General features: G+C 42.2%; 20 protein-coding genes. 16 read left to right on the forward strand and 4 right to left on the reverse strand.

Going from position 1 to position 19,297, the window contains the following annotated elements:
- Nucleotides 1-41 precede the first annotated feature (41 nt).
- Both folK and B7720_RS04680 read left to right on the forward strand, forming a co-directional pair.
- Nucleotides 42-863, forward strand: a complete 822-nt coding sequence (gene folK, locus B7720_RS04675; protein WP_084856755.1) for a 2-amino-4-hydroxy-6-hydroxymethyldihydropteridine diphosphokinase — start codon at nt 42-44, stop codon at nt 861-863.
- Nucleotides 856-2,139, forward strand: coding sequence for a hypothetical protein (locus B7720_RS04680; RefSeq protein WP_084856758.1), 1,284 nt, complete (start codon nt 856-858; stop codon nt 2,137-2,139). Before folK ends, B7720_RS04680 begins: the two co-directional genes overlap by 8 nt.
- 50 nt (nt 2,140-2,189) lie before the next feature.
- Here the strand turns inward: B7720_RS04680 and B7720_RS04685 are convergent, their stop codons facing one another.
- Nucleotides 2,190-2,507, reverse strand: a complete 318-nt coding sequence (locus tag B7720_RS04685; RefSeq protein ID WP_000886045.1) for a DUF960 domain-containing protein — start codon at nt 2,505-2,507, stop codon at nt 2,190-2,192.
- A gap of 204 nt (nt 2,508-2,711) precedes the next feature.
- Here B7720_RS04685 and ccpA point away from each other — a divergent pair, with 204 nt between their 5' ends.
- Complete coding sequence (ccpA, locus tag B7720_RS04690; RefSeq protein ID WP_084856759.1) at nt 2,712-3,722, forward strand: catabolite control protein A; 1,011 nt, start codon at nt 2,712-2,714, stop codon at nt 3,720-3,722.
- Nucleotides 3,723-3,774: 52 nt separating this feature from the next.
- Here ccpA and B7720_RS04695 read toward each other — a convergent pair whose 3' ends face one another.
- Nucleotides 3,775-4,737 carry an asparaginase gene (locus B7720_RS04695; protein ID WP_001124809.1) on the reverse strand — a complete coding sequence of 321 codons (963 nt, stop codon included), beginning with the start codon at nt 4,735-4,737 and terminating at the stop codon, nt 3,775-3,777.
- Between the two features lie 65 nt (nt 4,738-4,802).
- Between B7720_RS04695 and B7720_RS04700 the strand changes: the two genes are divergently transcribed.
- Nucleotides 4,803-6,194, forward strand: coding sequence for a Cof-type HAD-IIB family hydrolase (locus B7720_RS04700; RefSeq protein ID WP_084856762.1), 1,392 nt, complete (start codon nt 4,803-4,805; stop codon nt 6,192-6,194).
- Between the two features lie 498 nt (nt 6,195-6,692).
- Nucleotides 6,693-8,669 (forward strand): CAP domain-containing protein, encoded by a 1,977-nt coding sequence (locus B7720_RS04705; protein ID WP_084856765.1) that lies wholly within the window; start codon nt 6,693-6,695, stop codon nt 8,667-8,669.
- Between the two features lie 121 nt (nt 8,670-8,790).
- Here the strand turns inward: B7720_RS04705 and B7720_RS04710 are convergent, their stop codons facing one another.
- A complete protein-coding gene (locus tag B7720_RS04710) occupies nt 8,791-9,243 on the reverse strand; it encodes a universal stress protein (protein WP_000079161.1) in 453 nt (150 codons plus the stop codon).
- Nucleotides 9,244-9,409: 166 nt separating this feature from the next.
- Between B7720_RS04710 and B7720_RS04715 the strand changes: the two genes are divergently transcribed.
- The 3 genes from B7720_RS04715 (at nt 9,410) to rpmH (ending at nt 11,347) form a co-directional block, all read left to right on the forward strand.
- Nucleotides 9,410-9,709: a hypothetical protein gene (locus B7720_RS04715; RefSeq protein ID WP_042903143.1), complete on the forward strand. Its 300-nt coding sequence runs from the start codon at nt 9,410-9,412 to the stop codon at nt 9,707-9,709.
- Nucleotides 9,710-9,853: 144 nt separating this feature from the next.
- Nucleotides 9,854-11,068 carry a pyridoxal phosphate-dependent aminotransferase gene (locus tag B7720_RS04720; RefSeq protein WP_042903144.1) on the forward strand — a complete coding sequence of 405 codons (1,215 nt, stop codon included), beginning with the start codon at nt 9,854-9,856 and terminating at the stop codon, nt 11,066-11,068.
- A 144-nt stretch (nt 11,069-11,212) separates the two neighbouring features.
- Nucleotides 11,213-11,347, forward strand: a complete 135-nt coding sequence (gene rpmH, locus B7720_RS04725; protein ID WP_000831905.1) for a 50S ribosomal protein L34 — start codon at nt 11,213-11,215, stop codon at nt 11,345-11,347.
- Nucleotides 11,348-11,528: 181 nt separating this feature from the next.
- On the opposite strand, the gene B7720_RS04730 is transcribed toward rpmH, so the two are convergent.
- Nucleotides 11,529-13,373 (reverse strand): APC family permease, encoded by a 1,845-nt coding sequence (locus B7720_RS04730; RefSeq protein WP_042903145.1) that lies wholly within the window; start codon nt 13,371-13,373, stop codon nt 11,529-11,531.
- A gap of 151 nt (nt 13,374-13,524) precedes the next feature.
- On the opposite strand from B7720_RS04730, the gene B7720_RS04735 reads away from it, so the two are divergent.
- The 8 genes from B7720_RS04735 to B7720_RS04770 all read left to right on the forward strand — a co-directional run bounded on the left by B7720_RS04735 (nt 13,525) and on the right by B7720_RS04770 (nt 19,297).
- Nucleotides 13,525-14,298 carry a TatD family hydrolase gene (locus B7720_RS04735; RefSeq protein WP_042903193.1) on the forward strand — a complete coding sequence of 258 codons (774 nt, stop codon included), beginning with the start codon at nt 13,525-13,527 and terminating at the stop codon, nt 14,296-14,298.
- Nucleotides 14,298-14,861 (forward strand): ribonuclease M5, encoded by a 564-nt coding sequence (rnmV, locus tag B7720_RS04740; protein ID WP_042903146.1) that lies wholly within the window; start codon nt 14,298-14,300, stop codon nt 14,859-14,861. The genes B7720_RS04735 and rnmV overlap by 1 nt, the downstream gene beginning before the upstream one ends.
- Before the next feature lie 11 nt (nt 14,862-14,872).
- Entirely contained in the window at nt 14,873-15,727 is an 855-nt protein-coding gene (locus tag B7720_RS04745; protein WP_084856768.1) for an SDR family NAD(P)-dependent oxidoreductase, read from the forward strand.
- A gap of 193 nt (nt 15,728-15,920) precedes the next feature.
- Entirely contained in the window at nt 15,921-16,256 is a 336-nt protein-coding gene (locus tag B7720_RS04750) for a hypothetical protein (protein ID WP_002874188.1), read from the forward strand.
- Nucleotides 16,253-17,125, forward strand: coding sequence for a 16S rRNA (adenine(1518)-N(6)/adenine(1519)-N(6))-dimethyltransferase RsmA (rsmA, locus tag B7720_RS04755; protein WP_001216881.1), 873 nt, complete (start codon nt 16,253-16,255; stop codon nt 17,123-17,125). The genes B7720_RS04750 and rsmA overlap by 4 nt, the downstream gene beginning before the upstream one ends.
- A gap of 1 nt (nt 17,126) precedes the next feature.
- Complete coding sequence (gene rsgA / locus B7720_RS04760) at nt 17,127-18,005, forward strand: ribosome small subunit-dependent GTPase A (protein ID WP_001161999.1); 879 nt, start codon at nt 17,127-17,129, stop codon at nt 18,003-18,005.
- 10 nt (nt 18,006-18,015) lie between these two features.
- Nucleotides 18,016-18,672 (forward strand): ribulose-phosphate 3-epimerase, encoded by a 657-nt coding sequence (gene rpe / locus B7720_RS04765; protein ID WP_000084991.1) that lies wholly within the window; start codon nt 18,016-18,018, stop codon nt 18,670-18,672.
- Entirely contained in the window at nt 18,635-19,297 is a 663-nt protein-coding gene (locus tag B7720_RS04770; protein WP_001001243.1) for a thiamine diphosphokinase, read from the forward strand. Before rpe ends, B7720_RS04770 begins: the two co-directional genes overlap by 38 nt.

Raw genomic sequence — 19,297 nt, forward strand, 5'->3', positions numbered from 1 at the left:
AAGAATCCGCTTTAAGCGGATTTTTCTAGAAAGGACTAGTTATGGATCAACTGCAGATTAAAGATTTGGAAATTTTTGCCTATCATGGTCTTTTCCCTAGTGAGAAAGAATTGGGGCAGAAGTTTGTTATTTCCGCAAGCTTATCCTATGATATGACCAAGGCGGCGACAGACTTGGATTTAACAGCCTCTGTCCATTACGGAGAACTGTGTCAGCAGTGGACGACTTGGTTTCAGGAAACCACTGAGGACTTGATTGAAACGGTAGCCTACAAACTAGTTGAACGTACCTTTGAGACCTATCCTCTTGTCCAAGAGATTGAGTTGGAACTAAAAAAACCTTGGGCTCCAGTGCATTTGCCATTGGATACCTGCTCGGTGACCATTCGCCGTCGTAAGCAGCGAGCCTTTATCGCCCTAGGAAGTAATATGGGAGACAAGAAAGCGAACTTGGAACAAGCTATTGATAAACTGCGGACTCGAGGTATCCATATTCTCAAAGAGTCCAGTGTCTTGGCGACGGAGCCTTGGGGTGGTGTGGAACAAGATAGCTTTGCCAATCAGGTGATTGAAGTAGAAACCTGGCTACCAGCACCAGTCTTGTTAGAAACATTATTAACCATTGAGTCAGAAATGGGACGGGTGAGAGAAGTGCATTGGGGGCCTCGTTTGATTGATTTGGACCTGCTCTTTGTGGAGGACCAGATCGTTTACACAGACGAGCTCATCTTGCCTCATCCTTATATAGCAGAACGCCTCTTTGTTCTTGAGCCGTTAGTGGAAATAGCTCCCCATTTTATCCATCCGATCCTAAAGCAACCAATTCGATACTTGGTTGACCAGTTGGAGCAAGGGAATGCCTAAACTTTCCGAGACCTATAGCAAGTGGAAGAGTATCGGGGAGGGACTACTTGCTATTGTTTTAGGGCTTCTCTTGATTCGTTTTGGGCAAGTTATTCCGCGAATGGGGTACCAGTTGCTGATGGGCTACTTTTCCTTGTCAGCAGTTTGGCACTTGTTGACTCGCTGGTTTCAAGATAAAAAACGTCGGGAAAATATCTTTGTAACCTTGGGCAAGCTGGTGGTAGCAGCTCTCGTGTTTGACTCTATCATTTTGCAAGATCTTGCCCTCTATCTCTTGGTCTTTATCATTGCGAGCTACCAGTTGTTTACGGGCATCATTAGTCTTGTGACCTGGTCTCTCTATCGAAAAAATGCCATTCATCCTCGGATCCATCATCTCTTTGATGCTGTATGGATGCTAGGATTCGGGCTTTATAGCATCTCTCCTTTTCACGATGCAGCGAATTTTGAATTGCTCTTGCTTGGATTTTACTTGCTCATGCTAGGAGCTAGTAGCCTCCGGGACGGTTTCTTTTTTGAAAGGATAGAAAACAATCCCAAGCTGAAACGACGTATGCGAATGACTCTGCCGATCTTTGTGACAGCTCTGATTCCTATCAGCACCTTGCGAAAACTAAATGAGTGGCTGGCAAATCATGAAAGCCAAGAAGGGGAAGTTCATTCGGAAAGAAAAAACGACCAGACGGTTGATCTGGAAATTTTTGTCCATACCTCAGAAACCTCTTTCTTCCTCGCTATGGGACATGTGGATATTTGTTATCAAGGGCAGGTTATTTCCTATGGTTCGTATGATCCTCACTCGGAGCGTCTATTTGGCATGGTTGGAGACGGTGTTTTGTTTAAGGCCAATCGGGAAAAATACATTGAGCTTTGTAAGAGGGAAAGTCAGAAGACCTTGTTCGCTTATGGTCTGAGTTTGACGGACCAACAGAAAGCAGCTATCCAAGCTCGCCTAGCAGAGATAGAAGACCTGTTAATTCCTTGGGAACCAAGTTCGCAGTTGATGAAAAGAAGAGAGGGAGAGGTCAAGCATACCTACTCCTACCAACTAAAAGAGGAAGCGGATGCGATGCTTTATAAATTCAGCTCATCCGAGTTTAAGACCTACTTTGTTCTCAGTACCAATTGTGTCTTGCTGGCAGACTCTATCGTGGGAAAAGCTGGGACTGATATATTGAGTCCCCAAGGTTTCATTGTGCCAGGGACTTATCAGGATTATCTTGACTTAGAGTATACAAAACCAAACGGTCTAGTTGTCAGTCGATCCATTTATTAGAAAAAGAAAACTCTAGTTCCTCAGCAGTTTACGCCGAGAAGCTAGAGTTTTTAAAATAGGTCATTTTCTTCTGGAAGGAGGATGGTTTCTCTGCCGTCTAGGTCTAAAACAAGGACCCTAGGAGGGTAAAGCGGATCAAAAGGATGATTGAAATCAAAATCAATGCTAGTCGGAAGGTGCTGGCTAGAAAAATGGAAGGTGATGGTCCCCTTATTGTTGAGCAGTTGAAACTCAAGTTCTTCTTCTAATTCAAAGACATTTTTCAGGAAATGATCAATAATATACCATAAAGAGTCAATGACATCGTCAGGCAAGCTGGTCACGACACCAAAACTAGCGGAACGTCTCTGTGTATTTGTAAAAGCCATGTTTTCCTCCCCCTTTTATTTTCCTTATCATACAGCAAAATGTCTTAAAAATCAAGAAATCCTACTCGCTTTTTCAAAATGGGAATAAACTGTGAAATTTTTTCAAAGTTTCTCTAAAAAATACTTGAAAGTGTTTACAATAAGTGATAAAATGGAGTAAGTAGATGCGTGAAAGCGAAATTTTCATTATAGAAAGGAAACGGAATGAACACAGATGATACAGTAACGATTTATGACGTCGCCCGTGAAGCAGGAGTTTCAATGGCAACAGTTAGCCGTGTCGTTAATGGCAACAAGAATGTTAAAGAGAACACTCGAAAAAAAGTCCTAGAAGTGATTGATCGCTTGGACTATCGTCCAAATGCGGTAGCACGTGGTTTGGCTAGCAAGAAAACAACGACAGTCGGAGTTGTGATTCCTAACATTACCAATGGTTATTTCTCAACACTTGCTAAGGGGATTGACGACATTGCTGAAATGTACAAGTATAACATTGTCCTAGCAAATAGTGATGAGGATGATGAAAAGGAAGTTTCAGTGGTTAACACTCTCTTTTCAAAACAAGTCGATGGGATTATCTTTATGGGCTATCACTTGACTGAAAAGATTCGTTCAGAATTCTCTCGTTCACGGACACCGGTTGTTCTTGCCGGTACTGTGGATGTAGAACACCAACTTCCAAGTGTGAATATTGACTACAAACAAGCAACGATTGATGCCGTGAGCTACCTTCTCAAAGAAAACGAGAAAATTGCTTTTGTGAGTGGACCACTCGTCGATGATATCAATGGCAAGGTTCGTTTGATTGGTTACAAGGAAGCCTTGAAAAAAGCTGGACATTCTTATAGCGAGGGATTGGTCTTTGAATCAAAATACAGCTATGATGATGGTTATGCCTTGGCAGAACGCTTGATTTCATCACAAGCTACAGCCGCAGTTGTAACAGGTGATGAATTGGCAGCAGGTGTCCTAAATGGTTTGGCTGACCACGGTGTGTCTGTACCAGAAGAGTTTGAAATCATTACGACAGATGACTCTCAGATTGCACGATTCACTCGTCCAAACTTGACGACTATTGCCCAACCTCTTTATGACTTAGGTGCTATCAGCATGCGTATGTTGACTAAGATTATGCATAAGGAAGAGTTGGAAGAACGTGAAGTTCTCTTACCTCATGGTTTGACAGAGCGCCGCTCTACACGAAAACGTAATTAGAAAAAATCAGGGAATCGTGAGATTTCCTGATTTTGTGTTCTAGAGAAGAGGTTTATCCTTCCATATAGTCTTTCAAAGCTTGTCCTTTTAGTCCAGCATTAAGGGCAATTAATAATTTGAGGCGCGCTTTTTGAGCGTTGAGTTCTTTGACAAAGAAAACACCAGCTTGTTGCAACTGTACCCCTCCACCTTGGTAGGCGTAGACAGGTTCAGCAATACCATTAAAACAACGTGAGACCAAGGCGACTGGAATCCCTTTTTGCAGGAGATTTTCCAACTTTTGAGCTGTTTCTTTGGGAACATTGCCTGCTCCAAAGGCCTGAATAACTAAGCCATCCAGCTGTTCCAAGTCTAACATATCAATCAGCTCGTCTGTCATACCGGCATAGGCTGAGATGATGGGAACTAGACCTTGAATATGTTCGAGATCAAACCGGACACGAGGTTCAGCTGTTTTGAAGTAGAGGATTTCTTGCTTCATGATAAGGCCAAGTGGTCCATGTGTTGGGGTTTGAAAGGTGCTGACATTGGTCGTATGAGTTTTGGTAACATACTTGGCTGCGTGGATCTCATCGTTCATGACGACCAGCACACCCTTGTCGGCTGCTTTATCATCACTGGCAACTCGTAAAGCGCTCAGATAGTTATAAACACCATCGCTACCAAGTTCGTTTGAACTACGCATGGCCCCTGTTAGAACGATGGGGATGGGCGGAATTTTCATGGTATCAAGGAAGTAAGCTGTTTCTTCTAAGGTATCTGTACCATGTGTGATGACAACTCCATCGTAGTTATCAGCTTCCTCTTTAATCTTATGATAGAGTGCAAGCATATGCTTGGGTTTGATATGAGGGCTTGGCAGATTAAAAAAGTCTAGGGCATGAACCTCAATCCCTTCAAGCGGATTGGAAACATGGTTCATGGGATTTTCCTGGCTAGTTACAACGGCACCAGTGGCGTCTGCTTGCATGGAAATAGTCCCACCTGTATGTAAAACAAGGATTTTCTTAGGCATGATTTAGTCACTCTTTCTGAAATGTGGTATAATCATTGTAACACAAAAGGGGAGAATGGGACAGGATGGAAGTCAAGGCTGTTTTTTTTGATATCGATGGAACGCTAGTCAACGATCGCAAGAGTGTTTTGAAATCCACTAAGGACGCGATTAAGATTGTCAAAGAGCAAGGAGTGCTTGTTGGAGTAGCGACAGGACGAGGGCCGTTTTTTGTCAAGGAATTGATGGAAGACTTGGACCTAGACTTTGCGGTGACCTACAATGGCCAATACATTTTTAATAAAGAAAAGGTGCTCTTTGCAAGTCCGATTGCTAAGTCAAGCCTGCGTCAACTGATTGCTTACGCTAAAAAGGAGCGTAAAGAAATCGCTCTTGGAACCGAGCATGCCGTTGTTGGTTCGAAGATTATGTCATTTGGTCTCGGCTCCTTTTCACAACTGGTTAGTCGTTTTATTCCGACTGTGCTGACAAGAACCGTTAGCCGTTCCTTTAATCGAATGGTTAGCAAGGCAGTTCCTCAAAAGGAAGACGACCTGCTTAACTTGATTAATCAACCCATTTATCAAGTTTTGATGCTGATGACGCCAGAGGAATCTGAGAAGGCAGCAGCTGATTTTGAAGATTTGAAATTAACTCGAAGCAATCCTTTTGCAGCAGATATCATCAACCAAGGAAATTCCAAACTAGAAGGCATTCGCCGAGTCGGGAAAGAATATGGATTTGATCTCAATCAAGTCATGGCCTTTGGTGATTCAGACAATGATCTAGAAATGTTGGCGGGTGTTGGGATGTCGGTTGCTATGGGAAATGGCAGTAGCAGTGTCAAAGAAGTCGCCAAGCATATTACGGCAAGTAATCAACAAGATGGTATCCACAAGGCGCTCGAGCACTTTGGTGTTTTGGCTTCAGAAAAAGTGTTTGTCAGTCGAGACTATCACTTTAATAAGGTCAAAACCTTCCACCACATGATGGATGAACGAACTCAAGAAGAGCCACAGGCATGGGATGCTGAAGGTGCAACCCACCGAGCAGATTTTAAAATTGAAGAATTAGTAGAGTTTGTTCGCGCAGCAAGTTCTTCGGAGGAAGAATTTCAAAACTCCCTTGCAAGCATGCATGAGGCACTTGATAAGGCGGCAGAGAAAGTGGCGAAAAAGACGCCTGCTAAGCAAAATCTGGTCGGTCAAGTGGATGCTTTGATTGACACACTGTATTTTACATACGGTAGTTTTGTTTTGATGGGAGTAGATCCAGAACGTATCTTTGACATTGTTCATGAGGCAAATATGGGGAAGGTTTTCCCTGATGGGAAAGCTCATTTTGATCCAGTTACACACAAGATTTTAAAACCAGAAGACTGGGAAGAAAAATATGCTCCAGAACCTGCCATCCGACAGGAACTACAACGTCAGTTTAAAGCTTATGAGCGACATAAAGAAAGAAAAAATAAAAAATAAGAGAAATTTCTTTTCCCTGGATGAAAAATTCGGGGATTTTTTGAGCTGAAAAACCGAACAATTTTATATATATCACTAATTATTATTAGCATATTTATACTAGAAAAAGAAAAGAAAAAAATGAAAAGATAGTGAAAATAAAACAACGGGAAATTACATTGCTTACAAAGAATAGTTGAAAAGCTAGATACATTACTAATATATCTAGCTTTTCTTTTGAAAGAATATCAAAAAAAAGACAAGTCAAATTATTTGATATTTGAAAGTTGCTGTGTTAGAATAAATTAAGAAAGCGAATAAATATAAAATCCTCATGCCGCTATAATATGCTCTTTTTAAAGACAGAAAGTCAACTTGTTTATTTCAGGCCTGTTAACAAGTTGATGTGAGGAGTTCACTCTAGCTTTGAGGTTTAGTTATAAAATTGTGCACAATTGCTTTCCAAATTTTTATTATTTTAATTTTCAAGTTTAAAAATTAAAGAATTAAGAGGTTGAAATGAAGAAAAAATATACCTATTTGACAGCTTCTGTTTTAACAGCTGTAACAATGCTTCCAACTTTTGCACCAAGTGAAGCTCACGCTGCTTACAATTGGAATGGAAATAATAGTTACTATACAAGAACTAGCCGCCGTTCAAGCAATCGTACTTCTAACCGTACTACTGCAAATCGTAGCCGCACATCAAACTATACTGTAAGAAGTTATGGCTACAACAGTTATTACCCAAGCTATAACTATGGCTACAATAGCTACTATCCAAGCTATAACTATGGATATGGTAGCTATTACCCAAGTTACAACTACGGTTACAATAATTGGAATAACTACTATGGCTATGGCAACATTAGCAACTACTATGGTTATAACTATTGGAATAATTACAACAACCTTGCTAGCGATGAAAACTATATTTACTGGAATGGCAATCACTACTACCGTATGAACGATGGTAGCTTCCGTATTTATCGTAACGGTCAGTGGAAACCTTTGACAAACAATAGTAATAACAACTCATCTACTAACAACTTGGAAAACGACCCACACTATCGTTATGAAAATGGTTACCATTACTATGTATTGGACAATGGTGATTATTACTACTACCAAAATGGTAAGTGGGTATTGGTGAAAGATTCTGCTGATACAACACCAGCACAACCGGCAACACCTGCTGAACCAAAACCAGCACAACCAACAACTCCGGTTGAGCCAGCACAACCAAGCCAACCTGAAGTTCCTGCTCCAACGCCAGCAGAACCAGAGACTCCAACACCAGCTCCTAGTGATAAACCTGAAGAGCCAACAACACCAGCTGAGCCAAAACCAGAACAACCAGCAACTCCAAGTGTTGACCTACCAGAAAATCCACCAATTAATGGTGCTGATAGTGAATTTGATCCATTCAAGCCATCAACAGAAACGCCAGCAGAACCAAAACCAGAAACACCAGCAACTCCAGCTATCCCAACAACACCAGGTTTGGTAACGACTGATGAACCAAGTGAAAACCAAATCCCTGATTATGTTGAAAAACCAGCTGAAGGATTGGAACACTTGGCTTGGGCACCAAATGGACAAACTCCAAAATTGGTTTACCCACCAGGTAAACCAGGTGATGCAGTCCTCAAGAATGATAAAAACTACTACTTCGACGGTAGTGTACATTACTACTATGTACCATCTAACTCAGAGCGTACAGGTTACTCAGCATACTGGAAGTGGCTTGGAGGAAAATGGAAACTTCAAGGGATGACTGATCCAAACGATCCAGCTCGTGATCCAAAACTTCACGAAAACACTGCTGATGACGAGTACATGTACAGTGACAAGAACTCAAGTGTGAAACTTTACTCAACTAACTTGGTAACGACTGCTAAAGCAGGTCAAGCATTGCCATTCAAGAATGTTGAAGAGTTCAAAAACTATGTCATCGAAAAAATGAATCCTAAGTTCCTTGATAACTCTGGTTGGGATGCTAAAGTTGAGTGGGAAATCGAAGATCCAGAAATCTTTGAGAAGACGAAAGAAAACCCATACGCTAAGGACTATGTCTTGATTGCAAATCTCAAGAGTGGTGTCGAAGACAAGAAATACAGTGATGTAGAATTTGGTTATGTGAAGTTTGTTTACCGTGTTGAAGCAACAAACGATACAAATTATGACTATGTTTCAAAAGCGAAAGAAGCTTTCGCTAAAATCAATGAAGAGCGTAAAGCTCAAGGATTGAAAGAATTGACTTGGTCTGAAGACATTTATCAAAATCAAGCACTTCCAAAAGTAAATGAAATTTCACGTCAATACGATAGCACAGGCTTTGTAGGACGTCGTGATGAAGATGCTGCTGTTGTCGTTAAGAAATGGGCAAACAGTGGTTTGAGAGACTTGCTTCTCGATCCGAATGTCACTGAAGGAGCTGTAGCAGCAGTAGTTGATGGAAACGGTGTATACTACTGGGCATACAGTTACAAATAATTCAATCTTTTGAGATTGACTACTTTCTAAATAAGATAGAGGCTTTAAACAATTGATTAAAGCCTTTTTCTGACCCAATCAGGACAAACAAAAAGGAGCTCAAGGCTCCCTTTTTTAATGACTACAATGTTTTTTCTCTTTCTCTCACGACTAGCAAATCGACTTTTGCATGGCGGAGAATGTACTCAGATGAAGAACCAACCAAGAGGCGTTCAAAGGCATTGAGCCCTGTTGCACCAACGAGAATCAGGTCGACATTTTCTGCGTCTGGAATAGTACGGGCAAGGAGGGTTTTTGGATTTCCCATTTCGATGACGATGTGAATATCGGTCACACCAGCATCTCTTGCGCGCTTTTCGTACTCCTTCATGAGACTTTCAGCATCGACTTGGAGTTCTTCGTAAACTTCAGCATCAAAGGTAGACACGCTTTGAAGAGCGCGTGTGTCGATAACATGGGCGATGGTGAGCTTGGATTCGTTGCGTAGAGCAGTGTAAACACCTTTGACGAAAGCCAAATCCGCTTCTTTAGAACCATCAATTGCGACCATAACATTTTGGTAACGTTGTGCCATAATGAAACCTCCTGAAATTTTCTTACTGTTATTGTAACCCTTTTCACTAAAGAAGTAAAGTAAAAATCATATTTAAATAAATATTATCGGAGATTCAATTTGGTGGAGATATGTTAAAATAAAAGAAAACGGGATAGTAGGAAACACAGCGAGGGGATGAGAAAGTATGAAAGGGTCTGTTAAAGTTTCTAAAAAAATAAGTTTTCTTTATCATGGAATGATCCTTGCGTCACTTGTAGGTGAAGTAGTGATGCTTTGGCAGCTGGGAAGAGTCGTGCCCGTTCTCTATCCAGGTTTTGTTGGATTTCTTCTCTTTCACCTAGTCTACCACATCATTTTATTTGTGATTGCAAAGAGAAGTGGTCGCTTGGACTATTTGGTCACGTGGGGGCTCTTTCTCATGTTTAATCTTTTGTATGACTCCTTTTTAGCATTAGTCTTTCTAGGTTTGTCTTTTGGTATGTGAGAAAATACTTCTGTATTCTAGTTGTTTAGACAGTGAGAACCTAGTCGTTGTGAGTTTTTTTCTTTGCTTGCTCATTTCAGGAAACTTGTCGCAATCCCTTTCTAGTGGTATAATGTTACTATCTCTATGAATTGAGGAAACAAGATGAAAGAATATAACAAGTCTAGTAAGTTAGAGCACGTTGCCTATGATATCCGTGGCCCTGTTTTGGAAGAAGCCATGCGGATGCGAGCAAACGGAGAAAAGATTTTACGTCTGAATACAGGGAATCCAGCAGAATTTGGCTTTACAGCGCCAGATGAGGTCATTCATGACTTGATTATGAATGCGCGTGATAGTGAGGGATATTCTGACTCCAAAGGGATTTTCGCAGCCCGCAAGGCCATCATGCAGTATTGCCAACTGAAGAAATTCCCCAATGTGGATATTGATGATATCTACCTTGGAAATGGTGTCAGTGAGCTAATTGTTATGTCCATGCAAGGGCTTTTGGATAATGGCGATGAGGTCTTGGTGCCTATGCCAGACTATCCTCTCTGGACAGCCGCGGTCAGCCTAGCTGGGGGGAATGCCGTTCACTATATCTGTGATGAAGCTGCAGAGTGGTACCCAGATATTGACGATATCAAGTCAAAAATTACTTCCAATACCAAGGCAATCGTCCTTATCAATCCAAATAACCCAACTGGAGCCCTTTATCCTAAGGAACTCTTGCTGGAGATTATTGAGATTGCTCGTCAGAACGATTTGATCATCTTTGCGGATGAAATTTATGATCGCATGGTGATGGATGGGCATGTGCATACGCCTGTGGCAAGCTTGGCACCTGATGTTTTCTGTGTCAGCATGAATGGTTTGTCAAAATCTCACCGTATCGCTGGTTTTCGTGTAGGATGGATGGTCTTGTCTGGTCCTAAGCACCATGTCAAGGGCTATATCGAAGGTCTCAATATGCTGTCCAATATGCGTCTTTGCTCTAACGTTTTGGCCCAGCAAGTCGTACAAACTTCACTAGGTGGGCACCAGTCAGTGGATGAATTGCTCCTTCCTGGTGGACGAATCTATGAGCAAAGAAACTTCATTTACAATGCCATTCAAGATATCCCAGGTTTGTCTGCGGTCAAGCCGAAGGCGGGTCTTTATATATTCCCTAAAATCGACCGCAATATGTACCGCATTGATGATGATGAACAGTTCGTTCTTGATTTCTTGAAGCAGGAAAAGGTTCTCTTGGTTCATGGTCGTGGTTTTAACTGGAAGGAACCAGACCATTTCCGTATCGTTTACCTTCCTCGTGTGGACGAATTGGCGCAAATTCAAGAAAAGATGACACGTTTCTTGAGTCAGTATCGTAGATAAGGCTTTCATAGGGAAAAGCAGGAAACATTTACTTAGAGCTATTGACAAATAGGTCAGAATCAGATAGAATAGTAAAGTATGTTTAGTAACTGATCACTTTATAGCCGGCTAAACGAATACAAAATCTATGAGGAGGTATTCATCGTGAAACGTACTTATCAACCAAGTAAACTTCGTCGTGCGCGCAAACACGGATTCCGTAACCGTATGTCAACTAAAAACGGTCGTCGCGTATTGGCAGCTCGTCGTCGTAAAGGACGCAAAGTTTTGGCTGCTTAATCCAAACGAATTCAACAAAGAAGTCAGTAGGAACTCGAGTCTACTGGCTTTTCTTTTGATTTTAAAGAGTGCATTGTCCACGAAATAGGTCATTTCAGATGAAACTCATGGAGGGCTCATTTAAAAGGTCACATACAAAAAACTCAAAACCAGATATAAGTTACTGATTTTGAGTTTTTGTTTATTCTTTTAAGTGATAAGAGTAGCTAGCGACAACGACGTCTTCGTGCCATCTGAGAGCGTATTTTAGTTTAAGGCTCATTTGATTGTGCAGGATATTTTGCCAAGGCTTGTTAGGGATAAACTGTGGGACAAGGACTGTAACGGTGTAGTTTTTTTGCTTAGCTTCTTGGGCGATTCGTTTGACATACTTAACGCTAGGGGTGATGATGTCGCGGTAGCTGGTATTGATATTCTTCAGAGTGATATTTGGGAAGTAATCGGCAAATTCCTGAAGAATTTCTTGGTCTTTTTCTGCCGTTTCTTTAGTAGAAATGTGCATGGCTAACACTTCGTCACCGATACTTTGAGCGTAGTTAATGGCTCCGACACTTACTCGAGTGACATTTCCTACTAGAACAAGGACAAGATTGCCGTCATAAGTGCGCTTTTCAATTCCTTCGTAGAGTCGTAGTTGTTTTGCCACTTTTTGGTAATGGCTGTGAATGGACAAAAAGAGGAAAGTTAAAACTAGGATAATTGGGAAGAATGGCCAGATATCACCCAGTCTGAAGAGGAGTAAAATGAGAACGATAGCATAACAAATTATGGCCCCAAGGATATTAGCAAAGGCAGGTTTTAAGAAGTTTGCTCCTTTTTCCTTTTTCCAATGGCGAATCATCCCAGTCTGAGAGAGGGCAAAGGGAACGAAGACCCCGATAGTATAAAGAGGAATCAAGCGTTCAGTATTCCCGTTAAAAATGAGAAGAAGGATCATAGCCCCAAAGGCCAGAGTTAAGATACCGTTGGAGTAGCCAAGGCGATCCCCTTTTTCCATAAAGAGATGGGGCATGTACTTGTTTTTAGCCATATTGTAGGCCAACATAGGGAAGGCTGAAAAGCCAGTATTTGCAGCTACAGCTAGAATCAAGGCTGTTGAGAACTGGAAGAGATAGTAGCTAGCATGACCAAAGAATGAATCACCAAGAATGCCCTTGGCCATTTGCGAGAGGATGGTTTCTCCATTTTGAGGCGTGATGCCCATCCAGTAGTTTAGGAAGGTGATGCCTGCAAAAAGGAATCCTAAAATCAGCGACATGATGGTCAAGGTCTGAGCAGCATTCTTTTCTTTCGGAGTTTTGAAAAATGGTACTGCATTTGAAATAGCCTCAACCCCTGTCAGAGAGGCAGAACCACTGGTAAAGGCTCTCAATAGGAGAACGATGGAAAGGCTCGGAACAGTTTGTCCAATGGTTGAAGTCGCCTGATAGTTTAGGGAACCTGTAAACAGTTGAAAGACCCCATAAAGCAAGAGAAAGACGGTACTGAAGATAAAGAGGTAGACGGGAATCATCAGAGAGCTGGCAGATTCTTTCAATCCTCTTAAATTCAAGAGCATGAGCAGACAGACTAGGAAAATAGAGATATGAAGATTGTAGGGATGGAGAGCAGGGATAGCTGCAGTGATAGCATCAGCTCCAGACGCAACGGATACGGCTACTGTCAGCATATAGTCAACAAGGAGGCTGCCTCCAGCAATCAAGCCCAGTTCAGGGGAAAGATTTTCCCGAGTGACCATATAAGCCCCTCCGCCTTGAGGATAGGCATGAATGATTTGACGATAGGAAATGGTCAAACTAGCGAGCAGTAAGAGGACAAAAATACCGATAGGGAGGCTCCACCAAATGGCGAGAGGAGAGAGACTGACTAATACGAGAATGACTTGTTCAGGTCCATAGGCAATAGAAGACAGGGCATCACTGGATAACATTGCAAGTGCCTGCATTTTTCCAAGTAATCCCCCTTCGCCGTCTGTGAGAGACTTGAGTGGTCGACCGATAAAGGTATATTTTAATTTTCTAAACATTTTCGTTTCCTTTGCTGAAAATTTCAATAAGTGTTATTATACTGCTTTGAAAAAAGGCAGTCAAGGGAGAATGATTGGTATTAGAATATTTTTACAAGCCGAGGGATGCTATTTTTGGTATAATAGATGGAAGAAAATGAGGTTAGAAGAGATGATTTTTGATACGCACACACATTTAAATGTGGAAGAATTTGCAGGACGTGAGGCCGAAGAAATCGCCTTGGCTGCTGAGATGGGTGTGACACAGATGAATATTGTTGGTTTTGATAAGCCAACCATTGAGCGAGCCCTAGAATTGTCAGATGAGTATGAGCAACTCTACGCAACTATTGGTTGGCATCCAACGGAAGCAGGGACTTACACAGATGAGGTCGAAGCTTACTTGCTTGAAAAACTAAAACATCCCAAGGTTGTTGCCTTGGGGGAGATTGGTCTGGACTATCACTGGATGACAGCACCTAAGGAAGTACAGGAGCAGGTTTTTCGTCGTCAGATTCAGCTGTCTAAGGACTTGAATTTGCCCTTTGTGGTCCATACTCGTGATGCGCTAGAAGATACTTATGAGATTATCAAGAGTGAGGGCGTTGGTCCTCGTGGTGGGATTATGCATTCATTTTCAGGCTCTTTGGAGTGGGCTGAGAAGTTTGTCGAGCTTGGCATGACCATTTCTTTCTCAGGTGTGGTGACATTTAAGAAAGCGACGGATATCCAAGAAGCTGCTAGAGAGCTTCCTTTAGACAAGATTTTGGTAGAGACGGATGCACCCTACCTGGCTCCTGTTCCTAAACGTGGCCGTGAAAACAAAACAGCCTACACACGCTATGTGGTAGATTTTATCGCCGACTTGCGTGGGATGACGACCGAGGAATTAGCAGTTATAACGACTGCAAATGCAGAGCGTATCTTTGGATTGGACAGCAAGTGATGAAAGAAAAAATTTCTCAAGTCATTGTGGTCGAAGGTCGCGATGATACGGCCAATCTCAAACGTTACTTTGATGTAGAGACCTATGAAACACGAGGTTCCGCAATAAATGACCAGGATATAGAACGCATTCAGCGCCTGCATGAACTGCATGGAGTCATTGTCTTTACCGATCCAGATTTTAATGGGGAGCGGATTCGTCGCATGATTATGACGGCCCTTCCGACAGTTCAGCATGCCTTTCTCAAACGAGATGAAGCGGTTCCCAAGTCCAAGACCAAGGGGCGTTCACTGGGAATCGAACACGCTAGCTATGAGGACCTGAAAACAGCACTGGCTCAGGTGACAGAGCAATTTGAAAACGAGAACGAGTTTGACATCAGTCGTGGTGACTTGATTCGCCTAGGTTTCCTAGCGGGAGCAGACAGCCGTAGACGCCGAGAGTATCTAGGCGAACAGCTCCGCATCGGCTATTCCAACGGCAAGCAACTCCTCAAGCGCTTAGAGTTATTTGGGATAACCTTGGCAGAAGTGGAAGAAGTGATGGCTAAGTATTCAGACTAACGGAGTCAGAAATGAAAAAAGTGATTATTACGGGTGGCAATAGTGGTATTGGCTATCAGGCTGCAAAACAATTAGCTGAAAAGGGCTGGTCGGTAACTCTCTTTTGTAGACGGAAAGAAGCTGCCGAGCAAGCTTGTGAGGAAATTCGTCAGCAGACAGGAAATCCGCATGTAGATTATATCTTGGTTGATTTATCTGATATGAAGAGTATCAGAAAAGCGGCGGAACAGTATATTCAAAAAGAAGACGTTCTAGACGTTCTGATTAACAATGCGGCTGATTTTGATTTGTCAGTCAAAAAGCCAATCCTGACTAGGGAGGGATTAGCAAAGCAATTTGCGACCAATATTGTTGCCCCTTTCTTGCTTTCTATCTTGTTGAAAGGTTTGTTGGAAAAATCTGAGAGTGGTCGGATTATTAATATCTCTTCCCAAGGGCTGATTCTTTATCCTTTCATGAAGCTTGATTTTGAAAATTTAGCTGGTCAAAAACATTACAATCCTGCTAAGACTTATTATCAGAATAAACTAGCCTTGTTGATGCTGTCGCTTTATATGCGGAAACATTGGAAAGGTATCAAAATTCAGGCAATCCGTGTGACCAATGTCAAAGTTGATATGCGCCGCTATGATCACCTCAGCGATTTTATGAAAAATTTGTATAAAATCAAGTCAAGATTTTCAATTAGTCCTGAAGAAATGGCCAAAGTCTACACAGCCTTATCTACAGAAGATGGATATGACGGTTTTTTGTATGACGAGAAATGCAGGGAAGTAAAAGCAAATAGATCTGCTTACGAAGAAGAAGAGCAAGCAAAACTCTATTCCTTACTTGAACAACTGACATTTTCAAGAGACAATCTATAAAGAATTAGAAAAATAAATTTTATGCTTATTTCAATAGTGGAAAGAAATTTAGATATCGAAATCTGTTTGGAGAGTCCTGAAAAGTGATAACAATAGCCAGATAACCCAAAAATACAAAAGGAATGTGTTACAATAGAGGTACTTAGATTTATTTTGATAGCGTTAAAATAGAAGCTTATAAGGACAGTGCGAAATGAAAATTCGAGTTGATAGAGATTCTGTGTGTATGGGAGACGATGCATTGTCTCATGAGACAGAATTTGAGATTCCTGAAGAAATGACGGTGAAAGAATTTTTTGACTTTCTAGAAAAGGAACGTTATTTGCCGTCTGTTCAAGGAAACAATGTCGCTTGGGAACTCCGTAATCGAAATGGGGAACAAGGTGTTTATTTCACCAAAACACGAGAGATTATCCATCCAAATGCGGTCTTAAAAGAGATGTTGGAAGGAATTACTGAGACTCCCTTATTTGTTTTGCTCTATCATTATACTCCGGAAGCATATTATATTAGAAAAGAGAATAAATGAGAATTGCAGATTATAGCGTGACCAAGGCGGTGCTGGAGCGTCACGGTTTTACCTTTAAAAAGTCCTTTGGGCAAAATTTCCTGACGGATACCAATATTCTTCAAAAAATCGTGGATACAGCTGAGATTGATGATCAGGTTAATGTCATTGAAATCGGTCCAGGAATTGGTGCCTTGACAGAATTTTTGACTGAGCGTGCGGCAGAGGTCATGGCTTTTGAGATTGACCACCGTTTGGTACCGATTTTAGCGGATACCCTGCGTGATTTTGATAATGTGACCGTAGTCAACGAGGACATTCTCAAAGTTGACTTGGCGCAGCATATCCAGAATTTCAAAAATCCAGACCTGCCAATCAAGGTGGTAGCCAACTTACCTTACTATATCACAACGCCTATTCTCATGCATTTAATCGAGAGTGGCATTCCTTTTAGTGAGTTTGTCGTTATGATGCAAAAAGAAGTGGCGGACCGTATCTCAGCACAGCCAAATACCAAGGCTTACGGTAGTTTGTCGATTGCTGTGCAGTATTACATGACAGCCAAGGTTGCCTTTATCGTGCCTCGTACGGTCTTTGTGCCAGCGCCAAACGTAGACTCAGCTATCCTGAAAATGGTGCGTCGTCCAGAGCCAGCTGTAGCAGTGAAAGATGAGAACTTCTTCTTTAAGGTTTCCAAGGCTAGTTTCACCCATCGTCGCAAGACCTTGTGGAATAACCTGACAGGTTATTTTGGGAAGACCGAAGAAATCAAGGACAAACTGACCAAGGCTTTGGATCAGGCAGGCTTGTCTCCATCTGTGCGTGGTGAAGCTCTCAGCTTGGCAGAATTTGCTAGTCTGGCAGATGCGCTTAAAGGACAAGGACTCTAAGATGCAGGGACAAATCATTAAAGCCTTGGCGGGCTTCTATTATGTGGAGAGTGATGGCCAAGTCTATCAGACACGCGCGCGTGGGAATTTCCGTAAGAAAGGCCATACCCCTTACGTTGGGGACTGGGTAGATTTCTCTGCTGAGGAAAATTCCGAAGGTTATATCCTCAATATACACGAACGGAAAAACAGTCTGGTCCGTCCGCCTATTGTTAATATTGACCAAGCTGTGGTAATCATGTCCGTCAAGGAACCGGACTTCAACAGCAACTTGTTGGATCGTTTCTTGGTTCTTCTGGAACACAAGGGCATCCATCCTATCGTTTATATTTCTAAAATGGACTTGCTGGAAGATAGGGGAGAACTGGATTTTTATGAACAGACTTATGGTGACATCGGCTATGACTTTGTGACTAGTAAAGAGGAACTCCTACCTTTGTTGACAGGAAAAGTGACGGTCTTTATGGGGCAGACAGGTGTTGGAAAATCAACACTCCTCAATAAAATCGCACCAGATCTCAATCTTGAAACAGGAGAGATCTCAGACAGTCTAGGTCGTGGTCGCCATACCACTCGAGCTGTTAGTTTTTACAATCTCAATGGGGGTAAAATCGCGGACACGCCAGGATTTTCATCACTGGATTATGAAGTGTCAACGGCTGAAGACCTCAATCAGGCCTTTCCAGAGATTGCCAGTGTCAGTCGAGACTGTAAATTCCGTACTTGTACCCATACCCATGAACCGTCCTGTGCGGTTAAGCCAGCTGTAGAAGAAGGAACCATTGCAACCTTCCGTTTTGACAACTACCTGCAATTTCTCAGTGAGATTGAAAATCGCAGAGAAACCTACAAAAAAGTCAGCAAAAAAATTCCAAAATAAGGAGAAACAGATGTCTCAATACAAGATTGCTCCGTCAATTCTGGCAGCAGATTATGCCAACTTTGAACGAGAAATTAAACGTCTAGAAGCAACTGGGGCTGAATATGCCCATATCGATATCATGGATGGTCACTTTGTACCGCAAATCAGTTTTGGTGCAGGTGTGGTCGAAGCTCTTCGTCCTCATAGCAAGATGGTCTTTGACTGCCACTTGATGGTAGCTAATCCAGAACACCATTTGGAAGACTTTGCGCGCGCAGGTGCAGACATTATCAGTATCCATGTAGAAGCAACGCCTCATATCCATGGAGCTCTTCAAAAGATTCGTTCGCTCGGTGTCAAACCTTCGGTTGTCATCAATCCTGGTACACCTGTTGAGGCGATTAAGCATGTCCTTCACCTAGTTGACCAAGTCTTGGTCATGACAGTTAACCCTGGATTTGGTGGGCAAGCCTTTCTGCCTGAAACCATGGACAAGGTTCGTGAGTTGGTTGCCCTTCGTGAGGAAAAAGGTTTGAGCTTTGAGATTGAAGTCGATGGCGGTATTGATGACCAGACCATTGCTCAAGCCAAAGAAGCTGGAGCGACCGTTTTTGTAGCAGGATCCTATGTCTTTAAGGGAGATGTCAATGAACGAGTGCAAACTCTCAGAAAACAATTGGACTAGGGTTGCCGTTTTTGCAGGCGGAGATCTCGGTCATTATCGGACGGATTTTGATTGCTTTGTCGGTGTGGATCGCGGTTCGCTCTGGGTCTTGGAAGAAGATATGCCTCTCACTCTAGCAGTTGGGGATTTTGATTCGGTGACTGCAGACGAACGTCAGTTGATTCAAAAACGTGCCAAACATTTTGTTCAAGCCCAGCCAGAAAAGGATGATACGGATCTGGAACTAGCACTTTTAACGATTTTTGAAAAAAATCCTCAAGCCCAAGTGACCATTTTTGGGGCTTTGGGTGGTCGTATTGATCATATGCTGGCTAATGTCTTTCTGCCTAGCAATCCCAAGTTGGCACCCTATATGCGCCAGATAGCGATTGAGGATGGGCAAAACTTGATTGCCTATTGTCCAGAAGGAACCAGTCAGCTAGAGCCCCGTTCAGACTACGATTATCTAGCCTTTATGCCTGTTCGGGATAGCCAGCTGACCATTCTTGGTGCCAAGTACGAATTGACAGAGGAAAATTTTTTCTTTAAAAAAGTGTATGCTTCTAACGAATATATAGATAGGGAAGTTTCGGTAACTTGCTCAGATGGTTATGTCGTCGTGCTACATAGCAAGGACAGGAGGTAG

The sequence above is a fragment of the Streptococcus oralis subsp. oralis genome (assembly GCF_002096455.1).
Classification (GTDB): Bacteria; Bacillota; Bacilli; order Lactobacillales; family Streptococcaceae; genus Streptococcus; species Streptococcus oralis_CY.

Coding starts and splice junctions, on each gene's coding strand:
- folK (WP_084856755.1), top strand. CDS start 42: ATGGATCAACTGCAGATTAAAGATTTGGAAATTTTTGCCTATCATGGT.
- B7720_RS04680 (WP_084856758.1), top strand. CDS start 856: ATGCCTAAACTTTCCGAGACCTATAGCAAGTGGAAGAGTATCGGGGAG.
- B7720_RS04685 (WP_000886045.1), bottom strand. CDS start 2,507: ATGGCTTTTACAAATACACAGAGACGTTCCGCTAGTTTTGGTGTCGTG.
- ccpA (WP_084856759.1), top strand. CDS start 2,712: ATGAACACAGATGATACAGTAACGATTTATGACGTCGCCCGTGAAGCA.
- B7720_RS04695 (WP_001124809.1), bottom strand. CDS start 4,737: ATGCCTAAGAAAATCCTTGTTTTACATACAGGTGGGACTATTTCCATG.
- B7720_RS04700 (WP_084856762.1), top strand. CDS start 4,803: ATGGAAGTCAAGGCTGTTTTTTTTGATATCGATGGAACGCTAGTCAAC.
- B7720_RS04705 (WP_084856765.1), top strand. CDS start 6,693: ATGAAGAAAAAATATACCTATTTGACAGCTTCTGTTTTAACAGCTGTA.
- B7720_RS04710 (WP_000079161.1), bottom strand. CDS start 9,243: ATGGCACAACGTTACCAAAATGTTATGGTCGCAATTGATGGTTCTAAA.
- B7720_RS04715 (WP_042903143.1), top strand. CDS start 9,410: ATGAAAGGGTCTGTTAAAGTTTCTAAAAAAATAAGTTTTCTTTATCAT.
- B7720_RS04720 (WP_042903144.1), top strand. CDS start 9,854: ATGAAAGAATATAACAAGTCTAGTAAGTTAGAGCACGTTGCCTATGAT.
- B7720_RS04730 (WP_042903145.1), bottom strand. CDS start 13,373: ATGTTTAGAAAATTAAAATATACCTTTATCGGTCGACCACTCAAGTCT.
- B7720_RS04735 (WP_042903193.1), top strand. CDS start 13,525: ATGATTTTTGATACGCACACACATTTAAATGTGGAAGAATTTGCAGGA.
- rnmV (WP_042903146.1), top strand. CDS start 14,298: ATGAAAGAAAAAATTTCTCAAGTCATTGTGGTCGAAGGTCGCGATGAT.
- B7720_RS04745 (WP_084856768.1), top strand. CDS start 14,873: ATGAAAAAAGTGATTATTACGGGTGGCAATAGTGGTATTGGCTATCAG.
- B7720_RS04750 (WP_002874188.1), top strand. CDS start 15,921: ATGAAAATTCGAGTTGATAGAGATTCTGTGTGTATGGGAGACGATGCA.
- rsmA (WP_001216881.1), top strand. CDS start 16,253: ATGAGAATTGCAGATTATAGCGTGACCAAGGCGGTGCTGGAGCGTCAC.
- rsgA (WP_001161999.1), top strand. CDS start 17,127: ATGCAGGGACAAATCATTAAAGCCTTGGCGGGCTTCTATTATGTGGAG.
- rpe (WP_000084991.1), top strand. CDS start 18,016: ATGTCTCAATACAAGATTGCTCCGTCAATTCTGGCAGCAGATTATGCC.
- B7720_RS04770 (WP_001001243.1), top strand. CDS start 18,635: ATGAACGAGTGCAAACTCTCAGAAAACAATTGGACTAGGGTTGCCGTT.